This window comes from Saccharothrix deserti (assembly GCF_009769385.1).
GTDB lineage: Bacteria > Actinomycetota > Actinomycetes > Mycobacteriales > Pseudonocardiaceae > Actinosynnema > Actinosynnema deserti.
In genome coordinates this window covers 74,626-97,744 of sequence record NZ_VKAB01000023.1, presented here as the reverse complement: position 1 = coordinate 97,744, position 23,119 = coordinate 74,626, and the positions used below count along the sequence as shown (strand labels likewise).

16 protein-coding genes are annotated in these 23,119 nt (G+C 70.7%); 5 read left to right on the top strand and 11 right to left on the bottom strand.

What is annotated here, in order from left to right; translation table 11 throughout:
* Positions 1-80: 80 nt before the first annotated feature.
* The gene (locus FM051_RS31855) at positions 81-839 is read right to left on the bottom strand and encodes a crotonase/enoyl-CoA hydratase family protein (protein ID WP_158849880.1); all 759 of its coding nucleotides are present in this window, start codon (positions 837-839) and stop codon (positions 81-83) included.
* On the bottom strand, positions 836-2,428 hold the full coding sequence (locus FM051_RS31850) for an acyl-CoA dehydrogenase family protein (protein WP_158849878.1): 1,593 nt from the start codon (positions 2,426-2,428) through the stop codon (positions 836-838). The genes FM051_RS31855 and FM051_RS31850 overlap by 4 nt, the downstream gene beginning before the upstream one ends.
* Positions 2,429-2,515: 87 nt before the next feature.
* On the opposite strand from FM051_RS31850, the gene FM051_RS31845 reads away from it, so the two are divergent.
* Together FM051_RS31845 and FM051_RS31840 are read left to right on the top strand one after the other, a co-directional pair.
* Positions 2,516-3,901 carry an FAD-binding oxidoreductase gene (locus tag FM051_RS31845; protein ID WP_238412800.1) on the top strand — a complete coding sequence of 462 codons (1,386 nt, stop codon included), beginning with the start codon at positions 2,516-2,518 and terminating at the stop codon, positions 3,899-3,901.
* Between the two features lie 14 nt (positions 3,902-3,915).
* On the top strand, positions 3,916-5,145 hold the full coding sequence (locus FM051_RS31840) for an SAM-dependent methyltransferase (protein WP_158849874.1): 1,230 nt from the start codon (positions 3,916-3,918) through the stop codon (positions 5,143-5,145).
* Between the two features lie 147 nt (positions 5,146-5,292).
* Here FM051_RS31840 and FM051_RS31835 read toward each other — a convergent pair whose 3' ends face one another.
* From FM051_RS31835 to FM051_RS31805, 6 genes are all read right to left on the bottom strand, one after another.
* Positions 5,293-6,129: a S1C family serine protease gene (locus FM051_RS31835; protein WP_158849872.1), complete on the bottom strand. Its 837-nt coding sequence runs from the start codon at positions 6,127-6,129 to the stop codon at positions 5,293-5,295.
* 45 nt (positions 6,130-6,174) lie between these two features.
* Complete coding sequence (locus tag FM051_RS31830; protein WP_158849870.1) at positions 6,175-8,295, bottom strand: putative bifunctional diguanylate cyclase/phosphodiesterase; 2,121 nt, start codon at positions 8,293-8,295, stop codon at positions 6,175-6,177.
* A 539-nt stretch (positions 8,296-8,834) separates the two neighbouring features.
* Positions 8,835-9,299, bottom strand: a complete 465-nt coding sequence (locus FM051_RS31820; RefSeq protein ID WP_158849868.1) for a flavin reductase family protein — start codon at positions 9,297-9,299, stop codon at positions 8,835-8,837.
* Between the two features lie 400 nt (positions 9,300-9,699).
* On the bottom strand, positions 9,700-10,464 hold the full coding sequence (locus tag FM051_RS31815; protein ID WP_158849866.1) for an ESX secretion-associated protein EspG: 765 nt from the start codon (positions 10,462-10,464) through the stop codon (positions 9,700-9,702).
* Positions 10,461-12,125: a PPE domain-containing protein gene (locus FM051_RS31810; RefSeq protein ID WP_158849864.1), complete on the bottom strand. Its 1,665-nt coding sequence runs from the start codon at positions 12,123-12,125 to the stop codon at positions 10,461-10,463. Before FM051_RS31810 ends, FM051_RS31815 begins: the two co-directional genes overlap by 4 nt.
* A gap of 14 nt (positions 12,126-12,139) precedes the next feature.
* The gene (locus FM051_RS31805; protein WP_238412799.1) at positions 12,140-12,502 is read right to left on the bottom strand and encodes a hypothetical protein; all 363 of its coding nucleotides are present in this window, start codon (positions 12,500-12,502) and stop codon (positions 12,140-12,142) included.
* A 232-nt stretch (positions 12,503-12,734) separates the two neighbouring features.
* On the opposite strand from FM051_RS31805, the gene FM051_RS53330 reads away from it, so the two are divergent.
* Positions 12,735-15,452 carry an AfsR/SARP family transcriptional regulator gene (locus FM051_RS53330; protein WP_158849860.1) on the top strand — a complete coding sequence of 906 codons (2,718 nt, stop codon included), beginning with the start codon at positions 12,735-12,737 and terminating at the stop codon, positions 15,450-15,452.
* 245 nt (positions 15,453-15,697) lie between these two features.
* Here FM051_RS53330 and FM051_RS31795 read toward each other — a convergent pair whose 3' ends face one another.
* Positions 15,698-17,353 (bottom strand): FAD-binding dehydrogenase, encoded by a 1,656-nt coding sequence (locus FM051_RS31795; protein ID WP_158849858.1) that lies wholly within the window; start codon positions 17,351-17,353, stop codon positions 15,698-15,700.
* A gap of 87 nt (positions 17,354-17,440) precedes the next feature.
* Here FM051_RS31795 and FM051_RS31790 point away from each other — a divergent pair, with 87 nt between their 5' ends.
* The gene (locus tag FM051_RS31790) at positions 17,441-17,914 is read left to right on the top strand and encodes a cupin domain-containing protein (protein ID WP_158849856.1); all 474 of its coding nucleotides are present in this window, start codon (positions 17,441-17,443) and stop codon (positions 17,912-17,914) included.
* A gap of 319 nt (positions 17,915-18,233) precedes the next feature.
* Here the strand turns inward: FM051_RS31790 and FM051_RS31785 are convergent, their stop codons facing one another.
* Positions 18,234-19,064, bottom strand: a complete 831-nt coding sequence (locus tag FM051_RS31785; protein WP_158849854.1) for a hypothetical protein — start codon at positions 19,062-19,064, stop codon at positions 18,234-18,236.
* Positions 19,065-19,378: 314 nt separating this feature from the next.
* Between FM051_RS31785 and FM051_RS31780 the strand changes: the two genes are divergently transcribed.
* Complete coding sequence (locus tag FM051_RS31780; RefSeq protein WP_420803640.1) at positions 19,379-22,585, top strand: S8 family serine peptidase; 3,207 nt, start codon at positions 19,379-19,381, stop codon at positions 22,583-22,585.
* 96 nt (positions 22,586-22,681) lie between these two features.
* On the opposite strand, the gene FM051_RS31775 is transcribed toward FM051_RS31780, so the two are convergent.
* A complete protein-coding gene (locus tag FM051_RS31775; RefSeq protein ID WP_158849850.1) occupies positions 22,682-23,089 on the bottom strand; it encodes a hypothetical protein in 408 nt (135 codons plus the stop codon).
* Positions 23,090-23,119 lie beyond the last annotated feature (30 nt).

Below are 23,119 nucleotides of genomic sequence, written 5' to 3'. Positions count from 1 at the left end.
GCCGCTGCAAAGACCGGCATTCACGCTTATGCCGGAGCGGTTCCCACTTTCGGGTTGTCGTGTCGGACAGAGAGTGGTTCTTACTGGAAGCGGCCGTGGCGACCTTCGCCCGCGTGGAAGCGGCGGAGACCCTTCTCCACTTCGCTCAGGGAGATCAGGCCGTGTTCCAGTTCGTTGGCCAGCGCGTCCTCCTCGGACATGTCCTCTTGTTCGAGCAACGACATCCGGTCCTCCCGCAGGCACACCTGCGGGAACGCGGCCAGTTCCAGCGCCAGCGCCTCGGCCGCCGTGCGCGACGTCCCGGACGGCACCACCCGGTTCACCAGACCGATGTCCAGCGCCTCGTCCGCCGCCACCGGCCGACCGGTCAACACCAGGTCCATCGCCCGCGACGCGCCGATCAACCGGGGCAACCGCACCGTCCCGCCGTCGATCAGCGGCACGCCCCACCGCCGGCAGAACACCCCGAACACGGCGTCGGAGTCCGCCACCCGCAGGTCGCACCACAACGCCAGCTCCAGCCCACCCGCCACCGCGTGCCCGGACACCGCCGCGATCACCGGCTTCGACAACCGCAACCGCGTCGGCCCCATCGGCCCGGACGGCGACCGCGGGTCGTTGCTGCGCGCGGTCCCGAGCGCCTTCAGGTCCGCACCCGAGCAGAACGTGCCGCCCTCACCGTGCAGCACGGCCACCGCCGCCGTCGGGTCCTCGTCGAACTCCCGGAACACCTCGGTCAACGTGTGCGCGGTCGGGCCGTCCACCGCGTTGCGCACGGCGGGCCGGTTCAGCAGCACGGTGAACACCGGCCCCGAGCGCTCCACCCGTACCGAACTCACAGCTTCGGCAGCCCCCGTTCCACGATCGCACCGAAGTCCACGCCGCGCGGCAGCGTGCCGAACGCCACGCCCCGGTCACCGGACAGCCGCGACGCGCAGAACGCGTCCGCGACGGCCGGGTGCCCGTGCCTGACCAGCAGCGACCCCTGCAACGCCAACGCCATCCGCTCCACCAGCCTGCGCGCCCGCACTTCGAGGTCACCGGTGTCGGACAGCTCATCCTTGATCCCGTCGACCGCCGCGTCCAGCCGCCGATCGGCGCCGCGCGCCGCGTCCACCTCGGTGAAGAACTCCTCCACGGCCTCGGGCGACCGTCCCAGCGCACGCAGCGCGTCCAGCGCGGCGACGTTGCCCGACCCCTCCCAGATGGACGACAGCGGCGACTCGCGGAACAGCCGCGGCATCCCCGAGTCCTCGATGTACCCGTTGCCGCCCAGGCACTCCAACGCCTCGGCGGCGTGCGCCGGACCCCGCTTGCACACCCAGTACTTGGTCACCGCCAGCCCGAGCCGGCTCCGGTTCCCGGCCAGCCACAGCGCGACGGTGGTCGCCGCCTCCGACTCCACCGCCAGGTCGGCCAGCACGTTGCGCATCGCGGGCTGGTCGATCAGGTACGCCCCGAACGCCTTGCGGTGCGCCGCGTGGTGCGTGGCCTGGGTCAGGCCCAGCCGCATCCCGGCCGTCGTGCCGAGCACGCAGTCCAACCTGGTCCGGTTGACCATCTCGATGATGGTCCGCACGCCCCGGCCCTCCTCGCCGACCAGCCAGCCGACCGCGCCGTCGTACTCCACCTCGGACGACGCGTTGGACTTGTTGCCCAGCTTGTCCTTCAGCCGTTGCAGGAACATCGCGTTGCGGGTGCCGTCCGGCAGCACGCGCGGCACCACGAAGCAGGACAGCCCGCCCGGCGCCTGCGCCAGGGTCAGGAACAGGTCGCACATCGGCGCGGAGGTGAACCACTTGTGCCCGGTCAACAGGTAGTGGTCGCCCTCCGGCACGGCCCGCGTGGTGTTCGCCCGCACGTCCGAGCCGCCCTGCTTCTCGGTCATCGACATGCCCGCGAGCAGCCCGCGCTTGGTCTCGGGCGCGCGCAGGCCGAAGTCGTACTCGCGGGACGCGAGCAGCGGCTCGAACCGCTCGGCCAACGCGGGCGTCTGGCGCAACGCGGGCACGGACGCGTAGGTCATCGAGATCGGGCACCCGTGCCCGGCCTCGGCCTGGCTCCACACGATGAACTTGGCCGCGCGGGCGACGTGCGCGCCCGGCCGGTCGTCCCGCCACGGCGTCGCGTGCAGACCGTTCGACACGGCGGTGCCCATCAGCTCGTGCCAGGCGGGGTGGAACTCGACCTCGTCGATCCGGTGCCCGTACCGGTCGTGGGTGTGCAGCACGGGCGGGTGCGCGTTGGCCTGCCTGCCCAGCGCCTGGACGTGCGCGGTGCCCGCGAGGACGCCCAGCGCGCGCAGCTCCGGTTCGGCCCACCCCGCTCCGCCGCGGTGCAGACCGTCCAGCAGCACCTGGTCGGCGGAGACGTCGTGACCTTCCAGCGGCGGGACCTGGTTGGTCACCTCGTGAGTGGTGTGGGTCATAGTCACCGAGGGTACTACCCGTGGGTAACTTGGAAACCAGCCAAATTGGGGGTGCTGATCAAGCTCCGGCGGCCTAACGTCGTCCCGGTGAGGGATCACGGTCATGAGCGTTGGGAATCGGGCCATGCCCAGGCGGTGGCCGCGTTGCGCGGCCAGTACGCGGCGATCCCGGCGGGCGCTCCCGTGCGCCTGGCCAAGTCGACGTCGAACCTCTTCAGGTTCCGCGCCGACCAGTCGGGTGGGCTCGACGTGGCCCGGTTCGACAAGGTGCTGTCGGTCGACGCCGCCGCGCGCACCGCGCAGGTGCAGGGCATGACGACCTACGAGCACCTGGTGGACGCCACCCTGCCGCACGGCCTGATGCCACTGGTCGTGCCGCAGCTCAAGACGATCACGCTGGGCGGGGCGGTGGCCGGCCTCGGTATCGAGTCCAGTTCGTTCCGGAACGGTCTGCCGCACGAGTCCGTGCGAGAGCTGGAGGTCATGACCGGCGACGGCGAGGTCGTGGTGACACATCCCCAGGACGACCTGCACGGTGGCCTCTTCCGCGGATTCCCGAACTCCTACGGCACGCTCGGCTACGCGTTGCGGCTGGAGATCGAACTGGAGCCGGTGAAGCCGTTCGTGCGGCTGCGGCACGTGCCGTTCGGCAATGCGGCCGAGTGCGCCGAGGTGATCTCCGCGGTCTGCGCCGAGGGCGCCTACCAGGGCGAACCGGTCGACTTCGTGGACGGGACGGTGTTCTCCGGCGGTGAGCAGTACCTGACGCTGGGGAACTGGGCCGACACCGCGCCGTGGACGTCGGACTACACCGGCAACCACATCTACTACCGGTCGATCCAGCAGCGCCGCACCGACTACCTGACCGTCCGGGACTACCTGTGGCGGTGGGACACCGACTGGTTCTGGTGCTCGCGCGCGTTCGGCGTGCAGCACCCGGTCGTGCGCAGGCTGGTCCCCAAGCGGTACCTGCGGTCCGACGTCTACCGCAAGGTGGTGGCGTGGGACCGGCGGCACAAGCTGTCCGACCGGCTGAACAAGGCGGTGCAGGAGCCGGTGATCCAGGACGTGGAGATCCCGGTCGACCGGCTCGCCGAGTTCCTGGACTTCTTCCACCGGGAGATCGGCATCAGCCCGGTGTGGCTGTGCCCGGTGAGGTTGAGGAGCCGGGACGAGGGCGGCCGGACGGGCTGGCCGCTGTACCCGATGGACGCGGACGTGCTGTACGTCAACGTCGGCTTCTGGTCGACGGTGTCGTTGCGGCCGGACGAGGAGCTGGGCAGCCGGAACCGGCTGATCGAGGACAAGGTCACCGAACTGAGCGGGCACAAGTCGCTGTACTCCGACTCGTACTACGAGGAGGAGGAGTTCTGGGACAACTACAACGGCCCGACGTACCAGGACCTGAAGAAGCGGTACGACCCGGCGGGCCGGCTGCCCGATTTGTACGCCAAGTGTGTTCTCCGTAGGTGAAGGGAGCCGGGGCCATGCGGTTGGCGGAGGTGTTCCAGCGGGCGGTCGGAGGCGACGCGTCCGTGCGGTTCAGCGCGTACGACGGCAGCCAGGCGGGGCCGGCCGACGCGAGTGTGGGCATCGAGGTGCGCACACCGGAGGCGTTGTCGTACCTGGCATCGGCGCCGGGTGAGCTGGGGCTCGCGCGCGCGTACGTGACCGGGCACTTGGAGATCATCGGTGACGTGTACGGGGCGTTGACGCACCTGTCCGAGATGTCGCTGAGGGAGGTGCCCTGGAGCGAGCGGGTGGAGCTGTTGGCGACCCTCGGTCGCACCCGGCTGGGTACGAAGGTGCCGGTGCCGCCGCAGGAGCGCCGGTTGCGCGGTCTGCGGCACTCCAAGTCGCGTGACCGCGAGGCGATCGCGCACCACTACGACGTGTCGAACACGTTCTACGAGTGGATCCTCGGGCCGTCGATGGCGTACACCTGCGCGGTGTACCCCACGGCGGAGTCCACTCTGGAGGAGGCGCAGTTCACCAAGCACGACCTGGTGGCGCGCAAGCTCGGGCTGAAGCCGGGGATGCGGCTGCTGGACGTCGGCTGCGGCTGGGGCGGCATGGTCATGCACGCCGCGCGCGAGTACGGCGTGAAGGCGCTCGGCGTGACGTTGTCGCGCAACCAGGCGGAGTGGGCGCAGAAGGCGATCGTGGAGGCCGGGCTGTCCGACCTGGCCGAGGTGCGGTACCTCGACTACCGGGACGTGCGGGAGACCGGGTTCGACGCGGTCAGCTCGATCGGCCTGACCGAGCACATCGGCAAGGCCAAGCTGCCCGCGTACTTCCGCACCCTGTACGGGAAGGTGCGGCCCGGTGGGCGGTTGCTCAACCACTGCATCACGCGGCCGGACAACAAGCAGCCGGCGCGGACCGGCGGGTTCATCAACCGGTACGTGTTCCCGGACGGCGAGCTGGTCGGGCCGGGGCACATCGTGTCGTTGATGCACGACACCGGGTTCGAGGTGCGGCACGAGGAGAACCTGCGCGAGCACTACGCCAAGACGTTGGCGGCGTGGTGCGCGAACCTGGACGAGCACTGGGACGACGCGGTCGCCGACGTGGGGCTGGGCCGGGCCAGGGTGTGGCGGCTGTACCTGGCCGCGTCCCGGCTGGGGTTCGAGCGGAACAACATCCAGCTGCACCAGGTGCTGGGCGTGAAGCTGGACGGGACCACGTCGCACATGCCGTTGCGCCCCGAATGGTGATGTGACAGTGGTTGATGTGACACCGGTTCCCGGTGGCGTGGCCGAACGCGCGGTCGGTCACGCCACCCGGAACCGTCACGCCACCCGTCACGCCACCCGGAACCGCAGTCGCGTGGACGGCACCGGCTCGACCTGATGACCTGAGCACTAGCTCAGCTGGTTGATGATCTGCTGCACCTGGTTGGACGGGATCGCGAAGCCGATGCCCACGCTGCCCGCCTCACCGCTGTCCGACGCGGGCGAGTAGATCGCCGAGTTGATGCCGACGACCTGACCGGCCGCGTTGATCAGCGGCCCGCCCGAGTTGCCCGGGTTGATCGACGCGTCGGTCTGGATCGCCTGGTAGCTGACCGACGACGAGCCGCGACGGCCGCTGGACGTCCCCGGCACGGTCACCGTGCGGTCCAACGCGCTGACGATCCCCGACGTGACGGTGCCCTGCAGGCCCTCCGGCGAGCCGATCGCCACGACCTGGTCACCGATCTTCACCTGGTCCGAGTCGCCGAACTTCGCCGGCTTCAGCCCGCTCACCCCGGACGCCTGCACGAGCGCCAGGTCACTGGACGGGTCCGTCCCCAGCACGGTGGCGTCGACGGTCCGCCCGTCGCTCAACGTCACGGACACCCGCTGCGCGCCCGCCACCACGTGGTTGTTGGTCAGTATCCGCCCGTCCGGGGTGAGCACCACGCCGGAACCGATGCCCTGCCCCTGCGCCGACACCACGTTCACCTGGACCACGCTCGGCAGCACGCTCGCCGCGATCGCCGAAACGTCCAAAGTGGACGATGCGTTCATCGCCACCGGACTGCTCACGGACGCCACCTCGGAGCCCGACGCGTTCAACGCGCCGACCACCCCACCGGTGACCCCGCCGAACAACGCGGCGACCAGCGCCGCCGAAGTCACGACCGTGCCGGTGCGCCGCCGCCAGAACGGCGCCCGCTCCTCCAACGACCCGCGCATCGCGGGGAAGTCCTGTGTCATGACCTCAGCGTCGACCCCGACCCTATGAACTGCCTGAGCGTCCCATCAGGACTTGCCAAGAATCGCGGCGACCTCGTCGAACGTCAGCAGTGACGTGCCGAACAGCGGCCCCTGCGCCCCGGTCACACCCAGCTCCACCAGCCGCCGCGCCTCGAACTCCGTCCGCACGCCCGACGCGTAGAGAGTGATGTCCAACGTCCGCGCCCACGTGAGCAGCGCCACGGCCGCGCTCTCCTCGACCCGGTTCGCGCCCTCCGCCAACCCCTGCACCGGCGAACCCTGGAACTTCAGCCCGCTCAACGGGATCCGCCGCCACCGGTCCACCGGCACGTTGCCGCCGCCCATCCGGTCGAGCACCAGCCGCACGCCGTGGTCGGCCAGGAACGTCAGCTCGTCCGCCTGGTCGTCGGTGATCAACGCGGGCAGCTGCTCACCCAGCTCGAACTGCAGCATCCGCGCCGGCAGGCCGCTCTCCCGCAGCACCCGCCGCACGGTCGCCACCAGCTCCGGCTCCTGGACCTGCCGGGCGCTCAGATCCATGCTCAGCACGGGCGCGGCGGCGCCGAACTCCGCGTGCCACCGGCCGGCGTCCTCGCACGCCTGCCCGATCGCCCACGTGCCGAGCCGCACCGCCATCCCGGTGCACGTCGACAGCGACGCCAGCGTCTGCGGGTCGAGCAGGCCCTCGGTCGGGTGGTCCCACCGCAACCGCGCCTCGACGGCCAGCAGCGACCCGTCGGCCAGCGAGTACACCGGCTCGTAGTCGACCCGGAAATCACCCTGCTCCAGCCCGCCGGAGATCGACGCGACCAACCGCAACCGCGCCCGTTCCCGCTGGTCACGGCCCTGGTCGTAGAGGGCCCACTGCGCCTTGCCGTCGTCCTTGGCCCACCGCACGGTCAGGTCGACGCACCGCAGCAGCTCGGCCGCGTCCGCGCCGCGCGCCGGCTGCACCACGATGCCGACGCTGGCCGTCACGCCGATGCCGTCGTCGCCCACCCACACCGGTTCGGCGAGCAGTTCGACGGCCGCCTCGGCGAGCGACACCACCGTCGGCACGTCGGCCGGGTCGTGGATCAGCACGGCGAACTCGTCCGGCCCGATCCGGGCCAGCTGCCCGACCCCGTCGAACACCGACCGCAGGTGCCCGGCGACCGAGGTGAGGATCAGGTTGCCGACGTCGTGCCCGAACGCGTCGTTGACCACCCGGAACCCGTCGAGGTCGAACACGACCAGCGCGAGCGAGGCGGGTCCCCTGGCGCCGACCGCGCCCTCCAGCCAGCCGACGAACTGCGACCGGTTCGCCAGGCCCGTCTGCATGTCGTTCAGGCTCTGCCGCAGCAGCTGCGACTGGAGCGCCCGCACCTCGTCCAGGCTCTCGATCATCGTCACGTAGTAGGCGGGCTCGCCGTCGTCATCGCGTAACAGGGCGAGCGCGATGTGCACGTCGACGAGTTCGCCGTCGGCACGCACCAGCCGCGTCTCCGTGCGCACGTGCTCGTGACCGGCTTTCAACTGCTCGGCGGCCCGTGAGACCAGCGCACGTTCGTCGGGGTGGACCAGATCGCGGCTGACCGACCCGATCAACTCCTCGGCGGTGTGGTCCAGCAGGGTGAGCAGCGCGTCGTTGCAGTCGAGGATCACGCCGTCGACGTCGGAGACCGCGATCGCCAACGCCGACGTCTGGAACACGGCGCGGAACTTCGCTTCACCCGCTCGCAACGCCGATTCGGCCGATCGGGCGGACTTCAGCGCGTCGGTCCGGATCTGCTCCTGCTCGGCCAGCGTGCGGTCGCGCAGGGCGTCGCTGAAGCCGGCGGCGAGCGCGCCCAGCACGGCCATCGCGTGCCGGGTCTCGTCGGGCCGGTCGAAGTCGGTGAGCAGGTGTTCGCCGACGAACGCGAGCGTCCGCTCCAACGTCTCCGCGGCCACCAGACCGTGCTCGACCAGCCCGCGGCCGACCCGTTGCGCTGTCGGCGCTTGCCGCCGGAGCGCGGCGTGCAGGTCGGTGGTGAACCCGGCGAGCAGTTCCTCCAGCCGGGGACCTGGCAGGTCGGCGGTGGACGGGACGGTCGGGGCGATGGCGGCGGCCCAGCGGCGCGCGAACTCGGCCCGGACTTCACCGGGATCGTCACCGAGTCTCGCCGCACCTGCCTGTTCGACCATCTTCATTCAGCTCTGCGGGCCAATCGTCGCGGGTCACCCTGTCGTCGTCGTGTCGCGCGAGCAGATCACCGCGATACTCCGACGTGCGCATTTCCGGCCCATTGTCACTCGAATGGTGTAAAGGTGGACCGCCGGTCCCATTCAGCTTACTGGCCATCGGCGTGCGTGCGGCAAGACGATCAAGCTTGCGTTGCTCACATGAGGGGTGGTCACTCGTTCAGGCGAGTCGAGGTGATTCGAGACGGGTCGGGGGTTGTTCAGGTGAGTTCGGGCGGGCTGATCTGCGACTTCGGGATCGCCGAGTCGGTGGTGCCCCACTTGTCGAGGATGGCCTGGTAAGCGCCGTTCTGGATGAGCTCGTCCATTGATCGTGCTCATCACCGCGTCGATGTGCTCCTGCAACCCCAGGAATGCCGTGGTGTTCTCGAGAAGCTGAGAACTCCGCCTCGAACGTCGTGCCCCTTGGGGTTGGTGCGTTCGGCGGTGGAAGGCAGGCGCGGGGATGACAACTACTCGCGGCTGGAGCGGTTCCGGGATCGTCAGGCGACGGACGTGTAGCGGCCCTGGAAGCGGACCAGCGGTGGTGCGCCGGTGGAGTGCTGGATCTCCAGCGGTTCGCCGACGAGGGCGACGTGATCGCCCACCGCGATCCGCCGTGCGGTGCGGCAGACGAGGCGGAGCGGGGCGTCCAGCAGGTGCGGCACGCCGTCCACGTCGGGTTGCCAGTCGGTGTCCGGGCCGAACCTGTCCGAGCCGGTGCGGGCGAACAGGTCGGAGAGGGCGGTCTGGCCGGCGTGCAGCAGGTGCACGGCGAACAGCGGTGCGGTGCGCAGGACGGGCCAGGCCGACGCGCCTTCGCCGATCCAGACCACGATCAGCGGCGGGTGCATGCTGGCGGAGGTGAAGGAGCTGACCGTGACGCCGACCGGGCCGTCCGGTCCGGTGGCCGTCACGATGCCGACCGCTTGGGGGAAGTCGCGGAGTGCGGCGCGCAGGTCGGTCATCGGTTCGCTCCCACTGGCTTCGCTCCCACTGGCTTCGCGGCTACCGGCGTTGCGGCTGTCGGCGTGGTGAACCAGCGGGCTTCTTCGAGCAGGTCTCCGACGACGGGTGGCTGGGTCACGTCCCGAGCATGGCAACGCCCCACACCCCGCTCAACCCCGGTCCACCGTTCGGGAACCCTTGCGCTCCCCCTAATTCACCGCACCAGACCCCGTGAGTCGCGTGTCCTGAGCGTTGAACTCAAGGCCCCTGAACGTTCGACTCTCGCCACCTGAACGTTCGACTCTCGCGTTCTGGAGGTAGGACACACGCGTTCTGGAGGTAGGACACACCACCGCTGAACGTAGGACACACGGGTGTGTCCTACGTTCAGCGGTGGTGTGTCCTGCGTTTGGGTGGGGGTTAGGAGACGGTGGAGAGGACTGAGGCGATTCGGGTGGCGATGCGGTCGTTGTCGGTCGGCGCGAGGCTGAGCCAGCCGTCCTCGTGGACCATCAGGTACCGGCCCTGGTGGGTGTCGAACCAGGTGATCAGCGCGCCGGCCCGTTCACGGCGGTAGCCGCCGCCTACGGTGACCCCGAACTGACCGCCCGCGACCCGACTGGTGGCCAGCTCGCTGACCACCGTCGCGTCCTCACGCGACAACCCGGCCTTCTGCAACGCCTCCCGCTCGTCCAGCTCGCCGCTGCCCCACGGGTCGTCCTCGTCGTCGTCCTGCTGCTCGTCCTGCATCGCCACGGCCGCGTTCAACGTCTCCAGCCGCAGCGACAACGCGCTGCCCGGCCCCGCCGAACCCTCCGGCAGCACCTCGACGATCGACCGCGCCAACGCCGTCGGCCGGATCTCCAGCACGCCGACCGAACCGCTGTCGATCACCGCCAACGCACCGCGCTCACCGTTGGACACGGCCACCGCACGCACCGCGCGGTCCACGTGGGCCACCGCGTCGATCGCCACCTCGTGGTTGCCGAGCAGCCGGAGCAGCCCCACCAGCCGGGAGTCCAGCTCGCCGTACGCGGCGAGCACCTCCTCCCGCAACCGCTTGCGCTCCTCCTCGGTGGCACCGTGGCTGGGCACGTCCAACGGGTACGGCATCCGGCCCAGGTCGAGGTGGTGCCACAGCACGTCCAGCTCACGCGGCGTGAGCACGAACTCCGGCTCGATCACGGCTGGTCGCCCTTCTTGCGCGGCTTCGCGCCACCGATCACCGACGGCGGCAGGTTCTCGCCCGGCACCTCGAAGATGTCCTCACCGCGGATGTACGCCGCGGCCCGGTGTTCCTTGTCCTCGCCCTGCTGACCACCGGCCGGCGCACCACCACCCATCGGCGCGCCACCGGCCATCGGGGACGCCGCGCCCGCACCGCCGGGACCGAAACCACCGGCCGGCATCGGGCCACGCGCACCCTGACCACCGACCGCGCCGGTCGAACCGCCCGCGGCCATCGAGCCACCGCCACCACCGGCTCCACCGGATCCCGTCGGGCCGAACCCACCGGCACCGCCGCCACCGCCGAAGCCACCGCCACCGCCGCCGAAGCCACCCGGAGGCATGCCACCGCCAGGCATCCGCCCAGCACCGGCACCGCCGCCGCCACCGCCGGGCGTGCCGGTCACGGGAGGCGTGCCGGGGCTGCCGGCCGGGATGTAGTTCGGCGGCTTCACACCGGGCGGCAACGTGCCACCGCCCTGACGCGGCACGGTGTTCGGGTTGGCCGGCTGGTACGCCGGCACCTGCCCGCCGCCGGGCGGGTTGTACCCGCCACCAGGCGGCGTGTAGTTACCACCGGACGGCGTGTACCCGGCACCGGACGGCGGCGTGTACGGGTTCGCCACCGGCACCTGAGCCGCCGCGGCGGCAGCCGTGGTCCCCTCCGGCCGGTACATCGGAGTCGCCTGGGTCGCCGGAGTGGCGGGCATCGTCGGACTGGCCGGCATCGCGCCACTCGCGTACGTGCCGGCGCCACTACCGCCACCCGAGTACGACCCGGCACCGGGCTGGTACGCGGCCGGGGCCGCCGGCGTGTACCCGGACGTCTGCGTGGAAGCCGGCTGCACGGGCTGCGAAGCCTGCGTGCTCTCCATCGGCTGCAACGCCGTCATCTGCCGCGGCTCCGCCGCCATGTAGCCCGAAGGCCGCGTGGCCGTGGCCCCGCCGCCGGCGCTCCCGCTGTCGGCCACGTCACCCAACGTGGGCGCCGACGCGGTCCGCGCCAGCATGAGCTTCGGCTCCTCGGTCCGCCCGGTGACCGGGTTGAACGGCGCGCTGAACTGCGGCGTGGTCTGGTCGACCGCCCGCGACTCCTTCTCCATCGTGCTCATGACGGTCACGGCGTGCTCGTGCAACGCCCGCGCCTTGTCGTTGGCCGCCTGCACGTCGGCGGCGGAACTCGCCAGCCCGGAGATGCCGCCCGCGGTGAACGTCCCGGCGGCCTGGTCCCAGTCGAACTCGACCGGCTCGGGCATGCTGGCCCGCGCGTTCTCCATGATCTGGCTCTCGTCCTGCACCCGCTTGCCGACCTCGACCGCGGTCTCGGCGGTGTGGGTGACCCAGTCGGCCAGCCCCTTGATCGCGAGCCGCGCCGCGTCCGCCGCGTCGCCGGTCCAGCCGGACTCGCTGACCGCGACCCGTTCGTTGATCAGCCGCGCGGCCTCGGTCAGCTCGGTGCCGAACTGGCCCCACTCCGAGCCGATCTCACCGGTCTGGCCGGGGTCGTTGTTGTTGTGCACCGCGTCGTACAGCTCGCGGTGCGACCGGGACGCCCAGTTCTGGGTGTCGGTCAGGACCAGGTCGATCTCCACGTCCCGCTGTAGCCGCTGCTCCGCCATCGTCGCCAGCCCTCTCAGTTCCCGCTCAGCCTGGTCAGTTCGGAGCGGTGCTCCTCGTCGACGGTGGTGAAGTTGCGGATCGCGCTCTGCACCGAGTCGTGCGTCTGCTGCAAGACCTCGCGGTAGGCGGTCATCACGGCCACGAACGACCGCGGGTCGCCTTCGGCGCGGGACTCGAACTTCTGCGCCAGCTTGTCGCCGACCGGGTTCGCGCCGATCGGCGCGGGGCGGGCGAGCCGACCGGCGCGCTCCAGCCACGAGTCGACCTGGTCGATCTGCTCCAGGAGCATCTTGCGCAGTTCTTCGCCGGTCGCGGGATCGAGCGACACCCGGCCGGAGTTCACGGTCTCCTGGAGTGCCACGACCTGACCGTTCACGGTCGGGACCTCCTGGGGCGGGGCCACTTCATCCCCGGGTTCGGCGATGTACATCGGTATCCCTCGCGAAGGCAGCCTGCTGGACGAAACCCACGTTCCCGGTGTCCTCCAACGCCCGGCCAACGCCGCCCCAACGCGGACCCGGCGCGGCGGGGGGCGCGACTCTCCGGAGGGTGGTGGCAACTGTGGGAAACTCTTCGACTACACGGTGACAACGCCGAAAGGGCTTCGGATGCGGGTGAACCTGCTCGGCCCCGTTGAGCTGGTTTCCGCAGGTGGGGAAACCGTCCGGCTCGGCGCGGCCAAGCGGCGGACGGTCCTGGCGGCGCTCGCGCTCGAACTGAACCGGGTGGTGTCCGGCGACCGGCTCCTCGACCTGGTGTGGGACGGCTCACCCCCGCCGCAGGCGAAAGCCGCCCTTCAAGGACATATCGCCCAACTCCGCAAGGTCCTGGCCGACGGTGTAGCGCTCGTCACCCGTGCGCCCGGTTACGTGCTGACCGGCGAACGCGCGGCGGTCGACGTGTTCCGGTTCGAGGACCTGCTGGCCACCGCCCGTGACGCCGCCGACGAGGAGGCCGCGAAGCTGCTCCAGGACGCGCTGGCGTTGTGGCGGGGTCCGGTGCTGGCCGACGTGCCGGGCGACAACCTGCGCGAGGCGGTGTCGGCACGGCTGGAGGAGCTGCGGCTGGTTGCCGTGCAGGAGTTGGCCACTCGGCTGTCGCGGCTGGACCGTGCGGCGGAGGCGGTGTCCGGGCTGCGTGACGCGGTGGACGCCAACCCGTTGCGCGAGGCGTTGGTCTCGCGGCTGGTGCTGGCCCTGCACTGGACCGGGCGGCAGGCCGAGGCGTTGGCGCTGTTCCACCGGACGAGGGAACGGCTGGCCGACGAGCTGGGCGTGGACCCGGGTCCGGAGTTGCGTGACGCGTACCAGACCGTGCTGGCCGGTGACACCGCGCCTGCGGCGCCGGTGGAACGCGCGCCCGCCCAGTTGCCGCGCGAACACCGAGGGTTCGTCGGGCGTGAGCTGGAGCTGTCGGACCTCGGTGCGAGCCTGAGCGGGCAGGACTCGGCGATCGGGCTGCTGGTCGGGCCGGCCGGGGTGGGCAAGACGGCGTTGGCGCTGCGCTGGGCGCACGGGGTGGCCGGTGATTTCCCGGACGGGCAGCTGTTCGTGAACCTGCGCGGGTTCGACGAGACCGAGCCGCTGGACCCGCGGACGGCGTTGATCGGGTTCCTGCGGGCGTTGGGGCTGACCGACTCGCAGATCGCGGTGGACCTGGAGGACCAGGCCGCGCAGTACCGGTCGTTGCTGGCCGGACGGCGGGTGCTGGTGTTCCTGGACAACGCCCGTTCGGCCGAGCAGGTCCGGCCGCTGCTGCCGGGTTCGGCGCGGTGCCTGGTGCTGGTGACCAGCAGGCACCGGCTGGACGACCTGGTCGTCACGGAGGGCGCGTCCTCGCTGCACGTGCCGACGTTGCCGGAGGAGAGCGCCGAGCACCTGCTGGCGGCTCTGCTCGGACGTCAGCGCATCGAGCAGGAGCCGGACGCGGTGGCCGAGTTGGCGGAGCTGTGCGACCGGCTGCCGTTGGCGTTGCGGATCGCGGGCGCGCGGTTGGCGTCACGGCCCCGGTGGACGATCCAGTCGCTGGTGGACGAGCTGCGTGACGAGCAGGGGCGGCTGTCGGCGTTGTCGCTGCCGGAGGCGGGGCGCGGGGTGCACGCGGCGTTGGCGGTGAGCTACCGGGAACTGCCCGAGGGCGCGGCGCGGCTGCTCCGGCGGCTCGGGCTGCACCCCGGCACGGACCTGGACAGCTACACGGCGGCGGCGCTGCTGGACATCAACGTGGTCAGCGCCCGCACGCACCTGCGCACCCTGGCGTACGCGAACCTGCTGCACGAGTCGACGCCCGACCGGTACTCGCGGCACGACCTCGTGCGGCTGTTCACCCACCACCTGGCGGCCACCGAGTCCGAAGTGGACAACCAGGTGGCGACGAACCGGCTGCTGGACTACTACCTGCACGTGGCGGACCGGGCGCGGGCGCACCTGTCCGACCACGTGCGGCCGTTCGGGCCGGCCGAGCACCGGCCCGCGTCGTTCCCGGAGCTGTCGTCGCACGCGGCGGCGTTGGACTGGTTCACGTTGGAAGAGGCGAACCTGGGGCTGGCGCTGGACATCGCGTTGAACCACGGACTGCGGGAGCGGACGTGGCAGCTGGCGTTGTGCCTGGACGCGTTCCACTTCCGGCGTGGCAACCGGATGGACCGGTTGGCGTTGTGCCGCATCGGGTTGACGGCGGTGCGTGAGCTGGGTGACGGGCACGCGGAGGCGACGTTCCTGCTGCGGTTGGGTTCGACCCTGGCCGATCTCGGGCGGATCGACGAGGCGATCGAGGCGTGCACGTCGGCCGCGTCGTTGGCCGATGGCGACCGGCACCTGGAGCTGGCGGCGTTGGCGAACCTCGGTTACTGCCTGATGGCCGACGACCAGCTGGACCGGGCGCAGGCGACGATCCTGGAGGCGCTGGAGGTGGCGCGGGAGGTCGGGGACAACCGGTCGCAGGCGAGCATCCAGAACAACCTGGCCAACGTGCTGCTGCGCAAGCACCAGCCGGAGGAGGCGTTGCGGCACGCGACGGAGGCGTTGAGCCTGTTCCCGTCCGCGCTGTCCAAGGCGCACACCGCGACCCTGCACACCGTGGGCACGGCGTCGCAGCAACTGGGCCGTGCCGACGAGGCCCTGGAGTACTACCGCGCCGGCCTGGCGTTGGCGACCCGCTTGGGCGACCGTTACCAGGAGGCCCTGTGCCACCGTTCGATCGGTGACGTCCTGGAACAGGCCGAAGGTCCCACCGCGGCCGGACCCCACTGGCTCGCGGCCCTACAGCTCTACCGCGACCTCCGCTTACCCGACGCCGAAGACCTGGCCCGCAAACTAGCCCCCTGACCCGAACGTAGAACTCGCCCCACCTGAACGTTCGACACACCCGACCTGAGTGTTCGACTCACGCGAGAGTCGAACACTCAGAGCCCGAGAGTCGAACCTTCAGGCACGCCGAGTTCAACACTCAGGTTCGCCGGCGGGCGTCCTGAGTGTTGAACTCGGGGGTCCTGAGCGTTCGACTCTCGCTACCTGAACGTTCGACTCTCGCGTGAGTCGAACGTTCAGGTGGGGGTGTTGGGGGGTGGGGGTTAGGCGGTGGCGGTGGCGGCGGCTCGGCCGGCTACTCGGCCGGAGAAGATGCAGCCGCCCAGGAAGGTGCCTTCCAGGGCCCGGTAGCCGTGTACGCCGCCGCCGCCGAAGCCGGACGCCTCGCCTGCGGCGTAGACGCCGGGTAGGGGGGAGCCGTCGTCCTTCAGGACTCGGGCGGAGAGGTCGGTGTGCAGGCCGCCCAAGGTCTTGCGGGTCAGGATCGAGAGGCGGACGGCGATCAGGGGGCCGGCCTTCGGGTCCAGGAGGGGGTGCGGTTCGACCACGCGGATCAGCTTGTCGGTGATGAACTTCCGGGCCTCGCGCATGGCGTTGATCTGCATGTCCTTGCCCAGACCGGAGATCACCTGGCGGTCGCGTTCGACGATGGTGCGGCGCAACGCGTCGGCGTCGATCATGGACGTCCCGGTCAGCTTGTTCATACCGGCCGCCAACTCCGCCGGCGTGCGGCCGAAGATGAACTCCTCGGACCGCTTCGCGAACTCCTCCACCGGCGCGACGGCGCCGGGCATCGCGCGCTTCAGCACGGCCTTCACGTCCTTGCCGGTCAGGTCGGGGTTCTGCTCCGACCCGGACAGCGCGAACTCCTTGCCGATGATCCGCTGGTTGAGCACGAACCACGAGTAGCCGTGCCCGGTCTTCACGATGTGCTCCAACGCCCCGAGCGCGTCGAAGCCCGGGAACAGCGGGATCGGCAGCCGCTGCCCGGTGGCGTCCAGCCACAGCGACGACGGTCCGGGCAGGATGCGGATGCCGTGCCTGCCCCAGATCGGGGCGTAGTTGGCGATGCCCTCGGGGTAGTGCCACATGCGGTCTTCGTTGATGATCTCGCCGCCCGCGTCCTGGACGACCTTGAGCATCTTGCCGTCCACGTGGTCCGGCACGCCGGACAGCATGTGCTCGGGCGGCGTGCCCAGGCGCTGCGGCCAGTTGCGGCGCACCATCTCGTGGTTGGCGCCGATACCACCGGAGGTCACGATGACGGCCTGCGCACGCAGTTCGAAGTCCCCGGCGACGGTGCGCGAACTCGGCTCGCCACGGCCGGCCGTGCTGGGCTCCAGCACGGAACCGCGCACACCGTCCACGGCACCGCCGGTGGTGGTCAGCCCGGTGACGCGGTGCCGGAACTTCAGCTGCACGAGCCCGCGCGCCACGCCCTCGCGCACCCGCCGCTCGAACGGCTCGACGATGCCGGGCCCGGTGCCCCAGGTGACGTGGAAGCGGGGCACGGAGTTGCCGTGACCTCCTGCCAAGTACCCGCCGCGCTCGGCCCACTGCACGAGCGGGAACCAGCGCACGCCCATCGCGTGCAGCCAGGACCGCTTCTCGCCCGCCGCGAAGTTCACGTACGCCTCGGCCCACTGACGCGGCCAGTGGTCGGCGTCCCGGTCGAACGCGGCCGAGCCCAGCCAGTCCTGCAGGGCCAGGTCCACCGAGTCCTTGACCTTCAGCCGCCGCTGCTCCGGGCTGTTCACCAGGAACAACCCGCCGAACGACCAGAACGCCTGCCCGCCGAGTGCGGCCTCGGGCTCCTGGTCCACCAGGATGACCTTGCGTCCCGCGTCGACCAGCTCGGCGGTGGCCACGAGACCCGCCAGGCCGGCGCCGACGACGATGACATCCGCGTCATGTGCCATCGGGCGAGTCTAGATCGAAGTGCACGCCCGAACGAGACTTGAATATGTTTCACCTTAGAAATTGGTCACAGTGGGAGGTTGGTCACGGTGTCGTACACGGGAGACGTCGGCGAGGTCAGCGCGGTCTGGCGGCCGGTGGCGGAGGTGCCGACCATCGACCGGCCGCTGACCCGGTCCCGCCTGGTCGCGCCCGGGGACGTCACGCGCAAGCAGTTCGGATTGTTCGAGTGGCTGATGGAGCCGCACGCGGGCGGTCCGGCCGCGCACTTCCACAAGACGTTCTCGGAGTCGTTCTACGTGATCTCGGGAACGGTCCGGCTGTTCAACGGCGAGACGTGGGTGAACGCCGCACCCGGTGATTTCCTGTACGTGCCGGAGGGTGGTGTGCACGCTTTCCGCAACGATGCCGACGAGCCCGCGTCCATGCTGATCCTCTTCGCGCCCGCGCCGCCGCGCGAGGAGTACTTCCGGGAACTCGCGGAGATCGCGGAATCGGGGCGGCAGCTGAGCCCCGAGGAGTGGACCGAGCTGTACGCCCGGCACGACCAGTACATGGTCTGAGCTGCGGCTGTCGGAGGGGTGTCGGAGGTTGAGGCCGCCGGCCGTCCGGTGGGGGAACCGTTCGGCCGACGGCGGTCGGGCATGCGCGGGCGCACCTGCAACGTCTCGGGGAGAGGTACCGCGGGCCTGGGGGGAGGTGCCCTGCGGGGCCTGACGTCCGGTGCGGCGTACCACGTGCCGACCAGCAGTAGAACGGGCGGGTTCCGGTAAGTGTTCCCCGGATTCACCCTGGGGTGGCAGGCATCACTACAGGGCGTCACCATCACCGGCGGGGCAGACGTCGGCCAGTGGGGCGATCAGTGGGGCAATCAGTGGGCAGTCAGGCTTCACCGCGCAGCTCGCGCATCCGGGCCTCGGCCCCCGCGAGCTTGTCCCGCGCGGTGTCGGCACGCCGCTTGGCCCGCGCCAGCTGGGTCGCCGCCTCCTGCTCCGCCTGCTGCGCCCGACGCAGCTCGGCGCGCAGGTTGGCGCTGTGCTCCTCGCGTTCGGCCAACGCCTGCTCGGCCTCGGTGACGGCGGTGTCCGCCTTCTTCACGTCGGCCTGCGCGGCGCTGATGTCGGCCCGCGCCCGCGTCAGCTGCCGCTCCCGTCGCTGCTCACGGCGTGGCGCGAGGTCGTCCCGCACCGGCACGGCGGTCTCGCTCAACGGCCCGAAGCCGGACTGCTCGACCGGCTTGACCAGCCGTCCCGCCTTGATCCGCGCGGCCAGCACCGCGTCCGACAACGCCGCGGTCAACGTCGTCCGCACCTGCTGCACGGCGTCCGGACCGAGCGGCTGACCGGCGTCGCGCGCCAACTCCTCGACCCGCCGCACGAGGGTGCTCAGCACGGCCCGCCGACGTGCGCCCAGCTGCCGCAGCGCCCCACCGCGCAACTCCTCCTGCGCGGTGCGCAACTCGTCGCCCAGCGTCATCGCCTCGGTCAGGTCGGACGCGCCCTCGCGGGCCAGCAGGTTCAGCGCCCACGCGGACGAGGTCGGCTTGCGCAGCCCCGAGATCTGCTTGGCCAGCGCCTTGTCGCCGCGGTCGCCCGCCAGCCGGGCGTGGGCGTCCCTGGCCGCGACGAACTCCGCCGGCGGCAGGGCGTACAGCTCGTCGGCTATCCGGTCGATCGGCTCCGCGTCCACGATGGAGACCAGTGTGCTCGCCATCGCGTTGATGTGCGATTTGTTACCGATTTCCCACGCTTCCGGGCGCTTCACCGTTGACAGTGTTTGACATTCCGGCCGGTCGGCTCTTGACTGGAGTAGTCGCGCTCGTCCTTCAGTGGCACGGCACTTCTCGCGTGTTCGCGCAATACACCGTTCAGTCCCATGCGGACTTATAACTTGGGCTGTTCGTCTGATTGTCACCCCGTGGTGGGGAAGATGTGCTTGCGCCAATCTTTCCGCCACGAAGGGTTTGTGCCGTGATCAACTCAAGAAGCCGGTGGAGACACCGCACCAGTGCGGCTGGGCTTGCCACCATGCTGGGCATGGCCGCCGTGCTGGGCACCACCGGGTTCGGCCTCGCCGCCGGGTCGGCCGTCGCGCAGGAGGCGCCGACCGCGCCCGCGCCCGCCGACAAGCAGCTCGACAAGCAGGACCTGGCGCACATCGCCGAGGCCGAGAAGGCCGGTCAGGCGAACGTCACGCTCCTGGTCGCCGCCGAAGAGGGCAAGCTGGACGCCGCCGCCAACGACCTCAAGGCCCTCGGCGGCGTGGTGGAGTCCACCGAGCGCGACGTCGACTACCTCAAGGTCTCGGTGCCGCGGGACAAGGCCGAGAAGGCCGCCGGGCTCGCGTCCGTGAACGCGGTGGACGTGGACGGCCTGGTCGTCCTGGACAACCCGCGCCCCGAGGGCATGGGCTCCCCGCTGCCGCAGCCGGCGCCGGGCGCGTCCACGCCCAAGAAGAACCCGTACATGCCGACGCGGGACACCAACGCGGCGCAGTTCACCGACGAGCACCCCCAGTGGGACGGCCGCGGCACGACGATCGCCATCATGGACTCCGGCGTCGACCTGGACCACCCGGCGCTGGCGACCACCTCGACCGGTGAGCGCAAGATCGTCGACTGGTACAACGCCAACGCCACCAACTCGGGTGACGGCTCCTGGGTCAAGGTCGCGGGCCGCTACAACGGCTCGTTCACCGACGGCGGCGCGACCTACACCGCACCGGCCACCGGCGGCCCGTTCAGCTTCGGCCTGTTCCGCGAGACCGCGGGCGACTTCGGCCTGGCCAACAGCGAGATCGGTGGTGACGTCAACCGCGACGGCGACCGCGTCGACACGTTCGGCGTGCTCCAGGACATCACCACCAAGGAAGTCCGCGTCGACGTGGACGGTGACGGCGACTTCACCGACCAGACCGCGATGATCGACTACAAGTACAAGAAGGATGTCGGCCACTTCGGCGCGGACAACCCGGCCACGCCGGTGCTGGACACCGTGGCGTTCGTGGTGCAGACCGACAAGTCGATCTACGACGCCGCCGGCACCGCGTGGGTCAACCTCGGCATGTCGGCCGGCGCGCACGGCTCGCACGTCGCGGGCATCACCGCGGCCAACAAGATGTTCGGCGGCAAGATGGCCGGCGCCGCGCCCGGCGCGAAGCTGATGGCCGTCAAGGTCTGCCTGTCCACGCCGTCGTGCACCAACAGCGGTCTGATCGACGGCCTGCTGTACGCGGCGCGCAACGGCGCCGACGTCGTCAACATCTCCATCGGCGGCCTGCCGGCGCTCAACGACGGCAACAACGCGCGCTCGGAGCTCTACAACCGCACCATCGCCGAGTACAACGTGCAGGTGTTCATCTCCGCGGGCAACAGCGGCGCGGGCGCGAACACCGTCGGCGACCCGTCGGTGACCACCGACTCGGTCAGCGTCGGCTCGTACATCACCAAGGACACCTGGCTGGCCAACTACGGTTCGGTGACCGCGCAGCGCGAGGGCCTGCACGGTTTCTCGTCGCGCGGTCCCCGTGAGGACGGCGGGTTCAAGCCGACCATCGTCGCGCCCGGCTCGGCGGTCTCCACCACGCCGCAGTGGCTGCAGCCCGGCCCGCTGGCGGGCACCTTCGCCCTGCCCGCCGGTTACGCCATGCTCAACGGCACGTCGATGGCCGCACCGCAGGCGACCGGCGCCGCCGCGCTGCTCGTCAGCGCGTACAAGGCCGAGCACAACGGCGAGCGCCCGCCCGTCGCGGCGCTGCGCAACGCGATCCAGTCCGGCGCCAAGTGGGTCTCGTCGTTGCAGGCCTACGAGCAGGGCTCCGGTCTGTTCGACACCAAGCGCGCGTGGTCGCAGCTCAACGAGCACCCGGAGCCGCAGGCGGTCAGCACCTCGGTGACCGTGAACACCGCGCTGTCCGGTCTGCTGGCCACCCCGAACACCGGTGTCGGCATCCACGACCGCGAGGGCGTCGTCGTGGGCAAGGAGTACGTGCGCACGTACACCCTGACCCGCACCACGGGCCCGAACCGCAACCAGCAGTTCATGGTGAACTGGCAGGGCAACGACGGCACGTTCTCGTCCAAGTCCCTGGTCAGCCTGCCGTTGAACACGCCGGTGAAGTTCGACGTCAAGGTCAAGCCGACCAAGGCGGGCGTGCACTCGGCCGTGCTGAAGCTGGACAACCCGGGCACCCGCGGCATCGACGTGTTCACCCTGAACACCGTGTTCGCGGCGGACGAGTTCACCGCGGCGGGCCAGTACGCGGTGACCAAGACCGGCACGATCCCGCGCAACCAGTCGAAGAGCTTCTTCGTGAAGGTGCCCGTCGGCGCCAGCGCGCTGAAGATCGACATGGCGGCCGGTGGCGCGGAGGCGGGCAAGGGCCAGGTCCGGTTCCTGCGCTACGACCCGTACGGCGTGCCGTTCGACACCACGTCCTCGACGAACTGCTACAACCCCGACGCGGGCGCCGGCTGTTCCGGTGGCTCGCCGACCAGCCGCACGGTCAGCAACCCGCTGCCGGGCGTGTGGGAGGTCGTGGTCGAGGCGCGGCGCACCTCCGACGCCGACGCGGCGCCGTTCTCGGTGACCGCGTCCGTGCTGGGCACGTCGGTCAGCCCGAACCCGGACACCATCGCGTCGGCCGTGATCGGCACGCCGATCAGCCGCGAGTACGCGGTGACCAACTCGCTGGCGTCGTTCAACGGCCGGGTCGTCGGCGGTTCGCTGTCCAGTGCCCGGATCGCGCGTCCGACCATCGCGAACGCCGTGGTCCAGGCGTACGACCTGGTCGTGGTGCCGGGTGCGACGTCGCTGCGCGCGACGATCGGCAAGACCAGCGACGTGTCCGCCGACCTCGACCTGTTCGTCTACAACTGCACTTCGGGTAACTGTGTGCTGGCCGGTCAGGCGGCGGACGGCGACTCGGAGGAGTCGGTGACGATCAACAACCCGGCCGCGGGCGCGTGGCAGGTGCGGGTCGACGGCTTCGAGGTGCCCGCGGGCACCACGGAGTACGACTACATCGACCTGTTCGCCGCTCCGGGCCTCGGCACGGTCGCGGTGACCGACGCCGACGCCGAGCGCGTGGCCGGTGCGACGTGGACCGTCCCCGGCACGGTGACCGTCGCCGGTCAGCCCGGTGCCGGTCGGGTGCTGCGCGGTGAGCTGACCGTGCAGACCTCGGAAGGCGCGATCGTCGGCCGCAGCGCGGTGATCGTGCAGAACGTGGCCTGATCGCTGGGCTGACTCACCGGGCTGACGCCGCGTGTGAACGACCTCAGGGCCACTCCCGCTGCATTGGGAGTGGCCCTGAGCCTTTGCCTTTTGCCGCTAGGGAGTGGGGTCGATGTTGGACAGGGGCTCGTCCACGTCGACCCGGCTGATGCCCTCGACGGTCGTCGCCTTCTCCGCCAGCTCGACGGGGACGGAGACGCGGACGTAACCGATGGTGGTGTCGGTGGCCTCCACGGTCGCGCCCAGCTGTTGCAAACCGGCGGCCACCTGGTCGGTCTTGTCCCGCTCGGTGGAGACGGTCAGCACCACGGTCTTCGCGCCGGAGCGCTTGGCCTGCTGGAGCACGTCCTTGCCCTGCGGGCTGAGCTTGACGGGCATCCGCGCCTCCGAGGTCGCACTGGCCGAGTCCGTGAGAACGGGGTGGGAATCGGCGACGTCCGCGCCTCGGGCGCCGCAGCCCGCCAGCACCAACCCCGCCAGCACGAGTACCACCTGTCTTCGCATGCGCCCTCCCGGCCACGGTCCTGCCACCAG